Genomic DNA, 13,615 nt, shown 5'->3' with positions numbered 1-13,615 from the left:
AGGCTGGGAGAGGGAGCCCGCTGGTTTCTTGAGCTGGCTTTTCGGACACGATCTGCATGCCCAGCTTGAGGTATGAAAATGAATAACACCGAGTCGGTTGCCGATAGCGTTTTTCAGATCGGCCCATTAGCCATCAGTACCACGGTAGTTACGACTTGGGGCGTGATGCTTGGTTTTATGCTATTAAGCCTATTGCTGCGCGTTAGCCGCCCGTCATCCCGCTTACAAAATTTGCTGGAGGCGGTGGTGGTGGCTATCGAAGGCGCAATTGCCGAAGTATTGCCGCCCACCTCGGTGCGCCGGGTATTGCCGTTTGTGGCGAGCTTATGGCTGTTTGTTCTGGTCGCCAATCTGGTGGGTTTAATTCCCGAACTGCATGCGCCGACTCGAGACTTATCGGCCACCGCCGCTTTGGCGGTGCTGGTGTTCGGTTCCACACATTGGTTCGGGATACGCGACCGTGGCTGGCGCCGGCATTTTCGCCATTACGCCGAACCCAGTGTCATCTTGCTGCCGTTTCACATCATCAGCGAGTTCACTCGCACTTTGGCTTTGGCCATCCGTTTGTTCGGCAACATCATTAGTCTGGAAATGGCGGCTTTGCTGGTGTTGCTGATCGCCGGCTTTCTGGTGCCGGTGCCGCTGTTAATGTTGCACGTTATCGAAGCAGTGGTGCAAGCATATATTTTCGGTATGCTGGCCTTGATCTACATAGCTGGCGCATTGGAGCCGACCGAATCAGAAGAATCCGCAATGTCAAAGGAACAGCCATGAACGACATCCATTTATTCAGTATGATTTCCACCGGCGTGGCCGGGTTGGTTATCGCTCTCGGCACCATGTTGCCGGCCCTAGCGATGGGTAAGGCCATTGCGGCCGCGCTGGAAGCCTTGGCGCGCCAGCCGGAAGCCGAGAAAACCATCACCCGCACCTTGTTCATCGGTTTGGCAATGATCGAGTCTTTGGCCATTTATTGCTTGGTGGTGGCCTTGATCGTGTTGTTTAGAAATCCGTTGCTCGAATATTTTTTAAAATAATTCAGGTCAGCTTGTATTAAGCGGGCCACTCGCTTACTTGGAGTCTTTACCCAGCCACTCGGCATACTTGCCAAAAATAAACTTACTGCCGCGCATGGAAAGATGGTCGTCGTCGTAAAAATAAGACACGCCATCGTGCATGCCGCCGCAAGACGAGTCATCACATAAGTATTCGTAGGCGGGAAAAATCTTGATCCGCTTATGAGTGGCGGTATCGATAGAATCGACCGCTTTTCTATATTTTATATTTCTCTCGTCAAAAGATTTTCTGGAGACATCGCATTCGGGTAACGCTTTTTCGGTAATTTGTAGCGGGCGCTCGTCTACACAGTTTTTAGCACTCACCCCAATTTCCGGTACATCTTCAATAAAGACTACCGCTTTACCCAGCTTTAAAATCTCATTAATTGATGCGACATAGCCGGAAATGAATTGATTGTAATTTTCCGCCAACAGATCGTCCGGGCTTTTAATAATCCGATAGTTGTTCTTGGTTTCCGTATTGCCGAAACCCGAGCCTTCGATGTACATCGCGCCTCTAGTCGCGAAAACCACACGCTGAATGGAGGGGAACTCTTTCAGCAGCTTCAGCACAATCGGAATCACTACCTTACATCTCGTCGATTTCTCCGCAAATTCTTCCGTGGGATTAATGGTCACTAGATCGATAAATGGCAGGCAGCCATTCACCGCCACCAATGCCAGTTCGTTCGAGCCTTTCGAAATCGAGTCGTAGACAAATTGCGCGGCGTGACTATCGCCAACGACCAGCGTTTTGGGCGTGGCGCTGGTGAAACGGCAAATCAAATAATTGTAACTGGCTCCCAATACTGCCTTGCAGCGTTCGTCGACCCAATCTTCGGGCGTGTTGTAAAGAACAGTGCCGTTCACGTCGGCAAACATTTTGGTTTTGGTCGACTCATCCGCTTTGCGAAACTCCAAGCCATCCTGCAAATAAGAGCCGTAACCGATAACCCCAATGCAGGTCATCAGCAGCAATAATATGACTGTCTTGGCTGTACTGTGACTGCCCAAGCGTATCGGCCTTTCCACCAGCTTATAGGTAAGCCAAGCCAATACAACGGCGAGCACAACCGCCACTAGGCGAATATTGATGCTGGGTACTTCGGTTTCCACTATCCGCGCGAAAGACAGCAAAGGCCAGTGCCATAGATACAACGGAAAGCTGATTAAACCAAACCATATCGCCAGAGGGTGGGACAAGACGATACGATTGACCCAGGCATTTGGTCCCGCCGATATGATCATTACCGCTCCCAGCATTGGAATCACCGCCCATCGGCCAGGGAAATTGAAATCCTTATTGATCAGGAAGAACCCGTAGGCCAATAGAAATATGCCTATAAAAGAAAGTGCGTTGGCCAGCGTCTTGCCGTCGGCGGCATGAGCGTCTCGATAAACCGCGCATGCCAGCCAACCGTCAAGCTTTGTCTTAAAGGTGGCAAATACGCCCCTTTTGTAGAGACTCGTCCAGGCTAACAAACTGCCGCACAACAGTTCCCAAAACCGGGTTTGTGGGGAATAAAAAGTGGCTACGGGATGAGACAATATCCCCTTTACATTCAGGCAGAAGGAAGCAATGGCGACCAGAAGCGTAATAGTCAGCAGATTAAAGTTTCGCTCCCAGGCAAACCAAAGCAATAGAGGCCAAACGATGTAAAACTGTTCCTCGATACCTAGACTCCACAAATGCAGCAGCGGTTTAGTCTCGGCGGAGTTGTCGAAATAGCTGGCTTCGTTCCATAACACGAAATTCGACACGAATCCCGCGCCGCCGGCAATATGTTTGCTGAGTTGTTTGTACTCGTCGGCAAAGAGCGCGAACCAACCGAAAGCGTAGCAGGTAATCAATACCAGAATGAGTGCGGGAAAAATACGCTTGATGCGGCGGGCGTAAAATTCGGTGAAGCTGAAGGTGCCCTTTTCCAGGTTCTGAAAAATAATGGTGGATATCAGGTAGCCGGAGATCACAAAGAAAATATCGACACCTATGAATCCCCCTTGCAATCTTTCGGGAAAGGCATGGAAGGCAACGACCGAAAGCACGGCGATCGCTCTCAAACCGTCAATATCGGGGCGGTATTTGGGGTGTGAGAGATGCGGCTGTAAAGATGTCATAAGATAACGATGTGCTAAGCGGAACTTTGGCTCGTCGTCTGGTCTGCACTTGGGTGTCCGGTGGAGCGGAGTAGAACCTGGAAATTAGAGCGCCATTTTAAGCCGTAAGCCCCCTAGTCTCAAGCGGCGCCAAGTATTCAAGTATTAACGATACGGCATGGCCAAATTTTTCAGGCGCCGAAACCTGGGCGAGAGTTAAGATACCGGACGAAAGCTGGGGATAGATTCCTAACGACGCCGCAAAATTACCACTAACAAAAGGTTAGCGACTCCATGATGCAATTCGACTGGACAACCTTCATTCTCGAAATTCTCAATTTTCTGGTTCTGGTGTGGATACTGCAACGCTTCCTGTATCGCCCGGTATTGACCATGCTAGATGCCCGCCAGCAACGCATCAAGGACGAAACCGATCACGCCGAGCAATTGCGCGGCGAGGCTGAAGCCTTGCGCCAGCAATACGAAGCGAGATTGGCGGCGTGGAACCAAGAACAGGAAACCAGCCGCCGCCAACTTGAGGAGGAATTAGCGCAATTGCGTAATGCCGCGCAAGAGAATCTGAAACAAGCGCTCGCCGAGGAAGAAGCCGAATTGCGGGTCCGCAATCAGACGCTGATCGCCGCGCGGGAAGCCGCGTTGGTTAGGGAAGCCGCGGGCGCGGCTTACGGACAAGCGGCTGCGATGCTACAACGGCTGGCTAACCCGCAATTGACGCAGAGTATTGTCGAGGTGTTTCTGCAGGATTTAGCCAATATGCCGGCCAGCGAGCAAGCAGCATTGAATAAGGCCGCGGCAATGCCGATGAGCGCTGCCGTCGTTGAGGTAGTTAGCGCGCATCCGCTTGCGGACGCGGAACGATCGAGAGTGGCTGAAGCGATGTCCTTTGCCGCCGGGCAAAAATTGCCGCTAACTTTCAAGGAAGATCCCGCTCTGATCGCCGGTTTGCGGGCGGTGATTGGAGAATGTCAATTACACGCCAATCTGGCCGACGAACTGGCATTTTTCCGGCGTCAAGCCAACCATGGTTGAATCGTCGCCTTATCGTTTTGGTCTGCGTTTCTCCGAGCGCGGTTACGTGGCCGGCATCGGTGACGGTATCGCCTGGATACGCGGTTTGCCCACGGCGCGGCTCGACGAGCTGATAGGTTTCGACGACGGCAGCACCGGATTAGTATTTCAGCTGGGTAAGGAAGTGCTGGGGGCGATTTTGCTGTCGCAGAACCGTGGTGTCACGGCGGGTATGGCTGTGCAACATATCGGCCGCAAGCTGGAAATCGGCGTCGGCGATGCTTTATTGGGGCGGGTGGTCGATCCGCTCGGTAGTCCGCTGGACGGATTGCCGCCGCCGGAACTACGCCAATTCCGGCCGTTGGAAGCCGCCGCGCCGCCGATCATCGAGCGCGATTTCGTTTCCGAGCCGTTATATACCGGCTGTAAGATAGTCGATAGCCTGATTCCGATCGGCAAGGGCCAACGGCAGTTGATTATCGGCGACGACGGCATAGGCAAAAGCGCACTGGCCCTGGATGCGGTGATCAATCAACGCGGTCGCGATGTGCTGTGCGTGATGGTATTGATAGGTCAACCGCGGTCTTCGGTAGCCGGTACCATAGAAGCACTGCGTCAGGCCGATGCGCTGGCCTATACCGTGGTGGTGGTTGCCGAAGCCAACGCCTTGCCGGGTTTTCGTTACCTGGCGCCGTTCGCCGGTTGCGCGATAGCCGAGCACTGGATGCGCCTGGGCCGCGACACGCTGGTGGTATATGACGATCTGACCCGTCATGCCCAGTCTTACCGGGAGCTGTCGCTGTTGCTGCAACGGCCGCCGGGGCGAGAGGCCTATCCGGGGGACATTTTTTATTTGCATTCTCGATTGCTGGAGCGCTCTACGGTTTTGGCCCCTGCGTACGGCGGTGGCAGCATGACCGCGTTGCCTATCATCGAAACTCGCCAAGGCGAATTGTCCGCCTACATTCCCACCAATCTGATTTCGATCACCGACGGCCAGATTTATCTGGAGAGCAAGCTGTTCGCGGCCGGCATTCTGCCCGCTATCGATATCGGCCGTTCGGTGTCGCGGATCGGAGGTAAGGCTCAGCATCCGGCGATCAAAACCGCCTCGGCGCATATTCGACTGGATTATTTGCAGTTTTTGGAGTTGGAGCTGTTTGCCCGTTTCGGCACGCGTCTAGAGGCCGGAGTCGAGGAAAAGCTGCAACGCGGGCGCTTGTTACGGGAAATTTTGAAGCAAGACCGCTTGCAGCCTTTGTCGGAGCTTTCGCATCTGGCCTGGTTACTGGCTTATGGCGAAGGCTTGCTCGAAAGCGTCCCCGCCGAGCGAGTAGCGGAAGTGTTAGCAAGCGCGTTGGCACAATTGCCGCTCGCCAAACTGAAACTTGATTCGCCTAAACAGCAATGGCTGACGGTATTGCGGCAATTATTGGCGGCTAAGGTATGAGCCAACGGCGAGAAGTCGAGGCGCGTTTAGCCTTATTCGACGATCTGTCCGGCATCCTGGGCGCAATGCGCAGTTTCGCGTTGGCGGAGCTGCGTAAAGTCAGCAAGCGCGAGGCGGCTCAACAACAAGTGGTGCAATCGTTGGCAATTGCTTTGGGCGATCTGGCTGACAGCTTGCCGGTACAGCTACAGAGCGACCCTACGAAGGATATCTGGTTGCTGTTGGGTTCGGTGCGTGGTTTTTGCGGTAGTTTTAACGAAGATGTCGTGCGCTTTTGGCGAAGCAATGCTCATGAGCAAGGTCCGTTGATTTTGGTTGGAGAACGCCTGCACCAAATGGTGGATGATCGCACCGCGCTGCAACGGCTGCGAGGCGCCGATGGCGGTTTGGACGCGCCGGCTGCGATCGACGGGATTTTGGCGGCGGTCGCCGAATTGCACAGGGGGGCGGCGTTCGGGTTGATTGCTTGCCTGCGCGACGAACAAGGCGCGCGTAGCGAGCGCCTGTGGCCCTTGCCGAACGCCCCCAGCAATGCAGGGCAAAGTCCGCCGTTAACTTTCGCGCCGGCGGCGACAGTGGCCGCCGGCGTTGCCGAGCATTATCTGTTTCACAATCTGCTGGCTTTGCTGTTGCGTTCCATCCGGGTGGAAAACCATATGCGGCTAATGCAGATGGAAACCGCGTTGCGGCATCTGGAGCGCGGCGGCGAGGAGTTGCAGCGGCAACGCAACCGTTTGCGTCAGGAAGAAATCGTTGAGGAAATAGAGTTAATGGTGGGGCGGCATTGATGCGCGACCGGGCTATAAACCGCATTTCTTAAGCTTGCGCCAAAAAGCCGCTCGGCTCAATCCGGCGTATTTAGCGACCTGTTCCGGATGGTTGGCGCAACTTTGCAATGTTTCGCGGGTTAGATCCTCATTAAACGTCACGCGTAGATGTCGCATGGCCGATCTGTAAAAAAATTAACTAAAACTGTTGGCTTGCCAGCGAAAATTTTTAATTAAAACAGTTGTCTATCAACGGTTGGCGTGTTTGCGGAGCAGGGTGTGCGGGACGAAACGAGGTAATTGAGCTCGTTTACGAGCTGCCACAAGAATTGATATATAAACCGTATATTCCTCTTATTTTGCGATAAACGAGCTTGATGATGATTTTCAGACAACTCCTCGACACCGAAACCTCCACTTACAGCTATTTACTGGGCTGCGAGCGCACCCGCCGCGCTTGCTTGATCGACCCGGTGGCTTCGGAGCTGCCGATTTATATCGAACTACTGCAAAGCCTTAACCTGAAACTGATTTACACCTTCGAAACCCATGTGCATGCGGATCATATTACCGGCTCCGGTTTATTAAGGGAAAAGCTGGGCAGTAAAAGTGTGGTGCATCGGGAAGCCGGCGCATTATGCGCGGATTTGCAGGTCACCGACGGCGTGTTGCTGCAAGTTGGTGATCTGGATATTCAAGTACGGCATACTCCAGGCCATACCGGTGGTTGCGTTAGTTATGTGATGGCCGACCGGGTGTTTACCGGCGATGCGTTGCTTATCGGCGGTTGTGGCCGTACCGATTTTCAACAAGGCGATGCCGGCCGGCTTTACGACAGCATCACCGGCAAGTTGTTTACGTTGCCGGCCGATACGCTGGTTTATCCGGGACACGATTACCAGGGCAATACCGTGTCCACCATCAAACAAGAAATAGCCGAAAATCCGCGCCTGGGCCAAGGCCGCAGCCGGGCCGAGTTCATCGAAATCATGAGCGAATTGAAGCTGGCTTATCCCAAATTCATCGATCAGGCTTTGCCGGCCAATCAGTCCTGCGGTTTTGTAGCCGAGTAGTCGGAGTAGGAAGATGGTTTTGACGCTGATTTTTGGCAATCTGCATTGGTCTGCTGCTGGGCTTATTGGACCGCGGCCGTTTGGCCAGATATTTTTTCGGCGAATGGCTGATGGTATTTTCGGCGCTATCATATTGGTGACCGGCTTGGCGATGATCTTAAAAAATGCGCCAGCCAAGCCTGGACCATCGCCGGCTTTACGATCTTTTATACTGTGCTGCTGATCTTCGAGATGTATCGGATGCTGAAGTATGTGCGCCTTGGTCCCAGTAGCTTGCACCTGGCGCTATTGTTTTGAACCAGCCGCGTTGGCTTACCAATTAGGGAAGAAGACTATGAATAAAACACTTCTATCAACTGTGCTGCTGTTGTCCGTTACCACAGCTCAGGCTATTCCGCCGGTCGATCCGGCCCGGCTCGACGAAGTGCAGGAGCGCGGTAGTCATGTGATGCCGTTTGCTCTGGATAAAACCCTGCATGTCTTCAATAAGACCGAAACCGGCGGCATTCAGCAGGTGATCAGCAAGGAGGCCGCCGACAGTGAGCAAATCGGCTTGGCACGTAGTCATCTGTCGCAACTTGCCGCACGTTTTGCCGAAGGCGATTTTTCCGGGCCGCGCCGTATTCATGGCGACGATATGCCCGGCGTTAAGGCGCTAGCGTCGGCGGCCGGAAAAGTGGGCTTCGTTTATCGGGAGTTGCCGAATGGTGCGGAAATCGAATATCGGACCGAAGACAAACTTCTGATCGAGGCCATACACAGCTATTTCGACGCCCAGCTCAGCGACCATGCCCGGCACGCTGTGCCCGGCGGGCACGGCATGCATCATGGCCACCAGCCTTAATTTTTATCCAGGAGCTAATCATGTTCGATTATGAAACTATCCGTCTGATCTGGTGATTGTTTATTGGGATTGTCGGCATTGTGTTTGCGTTGCCGAAGGCTTTGATTTTGGCGTCATCACCTTGTTACCTTTTATTGGCGGAACCGATGTCGAGCGCTTGCTGATTACCAACATCGTCTGCGCGATCTGGGAAGGCAATCAGGTTGGTCTTGCTAAGTGGGGCCTGTTTTTAGGTGGTACCTTTTGTATTAAGAGAACCGCCATGTGGTATTTCACATGGATACTCGGCGCCGGCTTTACGCGTCTTATGCCATCATCAACACGCTATGCTAGGAATCGGTGTGCGACATCGATAACCACGGTATCGATCAGTTTTGCGATAGTTTGCGTAAATAAGCCGCGTGTTCTTTAGAGACGCAAGATGTTGCGTCTCCACCGCTAAATGCCCTTGCCGTGCGCATCGCCGGTTCAAGCTACGGCTCTCAGGGCATGTGAAATAGTGCCATGCGATTTGCCTTTCCTTGATGCGATTTTGTTGTTAAAAAGTCCCTACGCAAGAAATGTCATAGGGGGCGACATGTCCGTGCTTAAGGCAAGTAAAAAAGCTAGCGTTAAGACTGAAGCAACAACTTCAGCTTCAGGCCATTGGCAGAGCCGCCCGGCACTATGGTTGGGCTTGGCTTTGACCCTGGCCTTACTGTCTACTGTCGGCGCCTTCCAACAAGCGCCGCACCGCAACGCTTATTGTCCTGCCACCAAGTTTTTGAGCTGGGATTACTGGGGCTATCCCGTCGAGCGCAATGCCTTCCGCCGGCTGCCGGCGATTGCCGGTAACCTCAACGATCTTGCCGTCTCCGATGACGGCCAACAAGTTTGGGCGGTGGGCAGCGGCGGTCTGATCGTGTACAGCCTGGATGGCGGCGTGAGTTGGCAGCAAGGCCGCATCGGTCCGCCACCCGTCGAAGCATTGCCGCGGGCCAGCAGTTTCTGGATCAACGAAGCCCAAGCCGGGATGCCGCCGGAGCGTCAACAACAGTACTTGCCACCTGTCGATACCGGAAACTCGGTACCTAATGTTTCGAACAGCAAATCTGACTATGCCAATGCGCCGGCAAGCCAGGAAGTGGTGGCAGATCCTAAGACGCAAACGACGCAAAGCTTTGTGCAATCCAAAGACTTGCCCGCTATCGGAAGCAACGCACTACCGAAACAGACTTTTGCCAATACGGTATCTGAACCCGTTTCCGGTCCCGATAAAAAATCGCCGGCAACCGTCGAGCAAGCTGTAGTAGCGAAACAGCAAGCAGCCGAGACCGATCCAAAATCGGCGGATTTAAAGGCGGTTGCTTTTACCGATACTCTACATGGCTGGGCCGTCGGAAACGACGGTGTCATCCTGAGCACAATGGATGGCGGCAGGAGTTGGCAAATACAACGTAGCGGCACTAAGGGAACGCTTAACGGCGTATATTTCGCCGATAGCGTCCACGGTTGGGTAGTAGGAGTGGGTGGTATCATTCTGGCGACCGGCGACGGCGGTAAAAGTTGGCAAAGCCAAGTTAGCGGTACCGCACAATGGCTGGGATGTGTGAAATTTGCCGATAATTTACATGGCTGGGCCTTGGGTGCCAACGGTCTTATCGTTACTACCACGGATGGCGGCCAAACCTGGCAGCCGCAGGCCGGCAATCTCAAACACACCCTTAACGGCGTGACGTTTATCGATGGTTTGCACGGCTGGGCGGTGGGCGAAGCGGGGGCTATTGTGGCGACCGGCGATGGCGGGAATACCTGGCAAGCTCAGGCTAGCGGCAGCTCGGAACAGCTGAACAGCGTCCGGTTTCTGCAAGACGGCCTACACGGTTGGGCAACGGGCGATAACGGCGTTATGGTCGCGACGATGGACGGCGGTCGTAGCTGGCAAACGCAAAACAGTGGTACATCGTCCCATTTGCTTAGCGTAGATTTTCTAGACGATGGCTCGTGGGGTTGGGCGGTGGGCAACGACGGTACCATACTCGCTACCAGCGATGGCGGAAGCACTTGGCAAGTTGCCAGCCAGAAATCGTTGACCAGAGTGCAATTTCTGGGAAATCGGCAGCAAGGCTGGGTGGTAGGCGCCGACGGTTTGATATTGGCAACCGGCAACGGCGGCCAAAACTGGCAAGTCCAGCCTAGCCGTAGCACTGAACATCTGTTTGGCTTGCAATTTCTCGCCGACGGCATTCGTGGCTGGGTGGCCGGGCACGGCGGCACCGTATTGAATACCCTAGATGGCGGCCGGAGTTGGCAAGCCCAAGCCAGCGGTGTAGACGGCCGGCTCTATCGAGTGCAGTTTCTCGAAGACGGACTACGTGGTTGGGCGGTGGGCGATTCGACCCTGATCACTAGCCGTACCGGCGGACAAACGTGGCAACGCAAGACTGGATTGAGGCCGGAAACATTAGCGCTGGCTTTGCATTTTCAAGCGGACGGTCAGCGCGGCTGGATCGCGGGAGACATGGATAGAGTCTATTTCACCGCCGATAGCGGCGGGACTTGGCAATCTCAAGTCGTCGGCTCCGGTAAAGTGATTGCCGACATTCATTTCCAAGCCGACGGGCAACGCGGCTGGGCCGTTGGTCGATACGGTACGATTTTAGCAACGCTAGACGGCGGAAAAAATTGGCGGGCGCAAGAAAGTTTCACCAAGCAGGATTTGTGGGGCTTGGCTGTTGCCGGCGACGGCAGCCGAGGCTGGGCCATCGGCGATGGCGGTACCGTACTAGCCACCCGGAACGGCGGCGAAGATTGGCAATTGCAAGCCAGCAACACCACGGCATTCCTGACGGATATTCATGGCGACCACGAAGGCCGTTTCGCCTGGATCGTCGGCGCTGCGGGCACCATACTCGCTACCAGCGACGGCGGCGAGCATTGGCTGGATCCGGTGTTGCCGTATCAACGCTACCCGGCGCCCTGGTATTACCTGAGCTGGCTGCCTGTATTGTTGCTGTTTGGCCGGGGCTTGCGCTTGCAGTTGGCCGAATTGCGCGAACCGGAAGCCCATGATCCCACTTTAGGCATCAATCCCACCGCTGCTTCCGATAAGCCCACCGGTCCTGGCAGCAGAGATTATTTGGGCAGTTTGAAGCTAGCCCAGGATTTATCCGCATTTCTGCGCAACGAAAACACCCAGCCGCCGTTAACCTTGGCGATTACCGGCGACTGGGGCAGCGGAAAAAGTTCGGTGATGAATTATTTGCAAGCAGAGTTACGCCGCGAGGGTTTGCGGCCGGTCTGGTACAACGCCTGGCATCATCAGGAAGAACAACAGGTATTGGGTTCCATCCTGGAATGCGTGCGCCGGCAAGCCACGCCGCCGCTATGGCCCTGGCTGTTGCCGGGGCTGTGGTTTAGGTTGCGCTTGCTGACGCATCGGCGGTTTTGGCTGCAACTGCTGGCGGCGTTGCTGTTGACCGGTTTCTGCTGGTTGGCGACATTTTCGTATTTTCATGAAGAGTCGGAAGAAAGCCAGGTTTGGCACTATGTGTCCAATCTGATCGGTTTGGAACAACCGGCCGTGTTGACTGCACAAGGCCATACCCGCTTATGCGGTCAAGCGGATAGCGTAACGAATCCAGCCAAGCCGCTTGCCGACAAGCTGTTTAGCGCGACCGATTGCGAGAAATTACAATGTTTGGTGAACGTGGATGCGTCGGGTATTGCCGACAGACCGGCAAATTGCATTGATACCTTAAGCCGCTTTGCTAGCGATGACGGGCTATTGGAGCATGCCGGAAAATTGCTCGGACATGAATTAACCCAGGAGCGGAAACAGGCTATCGTAAAACAACTGGAACATAGCCCCGGTAAAGCGCCATTCGCGTTGCCGGCCTGGTTGACAGCCTTGTTGACGGTGCTGACTACCGTGGCCGGTGTGGTGGTGGTCAAGGGGGCGTCGTTGTTCGGTTTGGCTAGCACCGATTTGCTGAAAACCGCTATCAGCAAAACCGGTGTTATCGAAACTGCCGAGCCGGTGGGTACCCGGCAGATTTGGGAGCGGCGCTTCGAACGGCTGACCAATTTGCTCGGCAGGCGCCGGTTGGTGTTGTTTATCGACGATCTCGACCGTTGCAGCCGGGACCACGCATTGCGAGTGCTGGAAACCTGTAATTTTTTGGTTAGCAGCGGCGAATTGTTCATCGTGATGGGCATCGCCCCTAAATATGTATTGGCCAATGTAAAGCTGCATTTCAGGGAACTTGCCGAAGCTTTGCACGAATTTGACGACAACGGCCAGGCGGCAAGCGTTGCGGCGGCTCAGGCTGCGTCAACTCAGAAACCTCGCAGCCTAGCGCGGTTTTATCTGCAAAAATTGATCAATATCGAAGTGCCGGTACCCACCGCCGGCAGCGAGGCGATGCTGAACATGTTAACCGGCAACGGCGGCGAGGAGGATAGCAGCGGTGAACGCGAGCAGCGCCTGCAAACCCTCGGCAACGGCCTGGTTTTGACTTTACAAGTCGGCGTTCTGCTGGCGGCGATGGGCTGGGCGGCGTTTCACGCCAGTCAGCCGATACTCATGCCGTCAAGCACGCCGATTTTGACGCAGCAAGCGGTGCCGGTTTCCGCCAGCAACACTTCGGCGGCGAGCGTCGAACCCGAGACGGAGAAAACCGACGCTATTAAGGCCGTGTCGCGTATCGCCTCGTTTCGCGCCGACTTCAAGCCCGAGCAATTGACGCGTTGGCCGCAACGCATAGGCTATGGCTTGTTACTGTTGTTTATATTGCTGGTCTGCGGATTGGTGTGGGTGGGCGTCAACGAAAAAGCCCGAAACTGGCTGGTGGATTATCTGGAAATGGCATACAAATCCCTTGGCCGGGATTGGTTCGGACCTCGGCAAACCCAGGATACCCCGGAGTTTGCCGCGGCCTTGCGGATCTGGTATCCGCTGATTCATGAAACGCAAGCCCAGCCGCCGGAGATCAATTCGCCTCGTACCGTCAAAGCCTTTTTAAATCGCTTGCGCTGTTTTGCCAGCCGTTGGCCGAAAACGGCTGGCGCTCATGGCGAAGCGCAGTTGGTGGCGCTGGCTGCTTTGCATTTTTATTTGGGTGAAGACGACTATGAGCGCGCCGTCAAAGCTCTAATGACCAGTACGCACGATGCCCGCTTGCCGCGTCTATTGTCGAAAGCGTTTCAAGAGCACACACAATTGTTTGATCCGCCCAGTGACGACGACTGCCGGCTGTTTAAATATTTCATCGAGAACCTGGAAATCCACAAGCCGCAATAAGGCCGACCTACTTATC

General features: G+C 54.6%; 10 protein-coding genes. 8 read left to right on the top strand and 2 right to left on the bottom strand.

Translation table 11 applies throughout. From position 1 onward, the window contains the following. Positions 1 to 78: 78 nt before the first annotated feature. Positions 79 to 774, top strand: a complete 696-nt coding sequence (locus tag ACH50O_RS15840; RefSeq protein ID WP_446808730.1) for a F0F1 ATP synthase subunit A — start codon at positions 79 to 81, stop codon at positions 772 to 774. Further along, positions 771 to 1,037 carry a F0F1 ATP synthase subunit C gene (locus tag ACH50O_RS15835; RefSeq protein WP_020483596.1) on the top strand — a complete coding sequence of 89 codons (267 nt, stop codon included), beginning with the start codon at positions 771 to 773 and terminating at the stop codon, positions 1,035 to 1,037. The genes ACH50O_RS15840 and ACH50O_RS15835 overlap by 4 nt, the downstream gene beginning before the upstream one ends. A gap of 33 nt (positions 1,038 to 1,070) precedes the next feature. Here ACH50O_RS15835 and ACH50O_RS15830 read toward each other — a convergent pair whose 3' ends face one another. Continuing rightward, positions 1,071 to 3,176, bottom strand: coding sequence for an acyltransferase family protein (locus ACH50O_RS15830; RefSeq protein ID WP_446808729.1), 2,106 nt, complete (start codon positions 3,174 to 3,176; stop codon positions 1,071 to 1,073). Positions 3,177 to 3,449: 273 nt separating this feature from the next. On the opposite strand from ACH50O_RS15830, the gene ACH50O_RS15825 reads away from it, so the two are divergent. The 3 genes from ACH50O_RS15825 to ACH50O_RS15815 are packed head-to-tail and all read left to right on the top strand — an operon-like array spanning position 3,450 to position 6,422. Then, on the top strand, positions 3,450 to 4,205 hold the full coding sequence (locus ACH50O_RS15825; RefSeq protein ID WP_446808728.1) for a F0F1 ATP synthase subunit delta: 756 nt from the start codon (positions 3,450 to 3,452) through the stop codon (positions 4,203 to 4,205). Next, entirely contained in the window at positions 4,198 to 5,634 is a 1,437-nt protein-coding gene (locus tag ACH50O_RS15820) for a F0F1 ATP synthase subunit alpha (protein WP_446808727.1), read from the top strand. The genes ACH50O_RS15825 and ACH50O_RS15820 overlap by 8 nt, the downstream gene beginning before the upstream one ends. Beyond that, positions 5,631 to 6,422, top strand: coding sequence for a F0F1 ATP synthase subunit gamma (locus ACH50O_RS15815; RefSeq protein WP_446808726.1), 792 nt, complete (start codon positions 5,631 to 5,633; stop codon positions 6,420 to 6,422). Before ACH50O_RS15820 ends, ACH50O_RS15815 begins: the two co-directional genes overlap by 4 nt. Before the next feature lie 12 nt (positions 6,423 to 6,434). On the opposite strand, the gene ACH50O_RS15810 is transcribed toward ACH50O_RS15815, so the two are convergent. Next, positions 6,435 to 6,578, bottom strand: a complete 144-nt coding sequence (locus ACH50O_RS15810; RefSeq protein WP_446808725.1) for a helix-turn-helix domain-containing protein — start codon at positions 6,576 to 6,578, stop codon at positions 6,435 to 6,437. 203 nt (positions 6,579 to 6,781) lie between these two features. Between ACH50O_RS15810 and ACH50O_RS15805 the strand changes: the two genes are divergently transcribed. The 3 genes from ACH50O_RS15805 (at position 6,782) to ACH50O_RS15795 (ending at position 13,599) form a co-directional block, all read left to right on the top strand. Next, positions 6,782 to 7,474 (top strand): MBL fold metallo-hydrolase, encoded by a 693-nt coding sequence (locus ACH50O_RS15805; RefSeq protein ID WP_446812161.1) that lies wholly within the window; start codon positions 6,782 to 6,784, stop codon positions 7,472 to 7,474. 334 nt (positions 7,475 to 7,808) lie between these two features. Continuing rightward, positions 7,809 to 8,318 carry an aspartate carbamoyltransferase gene (locus ACH50O_RS15800; protein WP_446808724.1) on the top strand — a complete coding sequence of 170 codons (510 nt, stop codon included), beginning with the start codon at positions 7,809 to 7,811 and terminating at the stop codon, positions 8,316 to 8,318. Positions 8,319 to 8,895: 577 nt separating this feature from the next. Beyond that, positions 8,896 to 13,599, top strand: a complete 4,704-nt coding sequence (locus ACH50O_RS15795; protein ID WP_446808723.1) for a YCF48-related protein — start codon at positions 8,896 to 8,898, stop codon at positions 13,597 to 13,599. Positions 13,600 to 13,615 lie beyond the last annotated feature (16 nt).

It is taken from the genome of Methylomonas sp. 2BW1-5-20 (assembly GCF_052474515.1).
The sequence above is the reverse complement of the archived record's forward strand: the minus strand, read 5'-3'. Positions and strand labels throughout refer to the sequence as shown.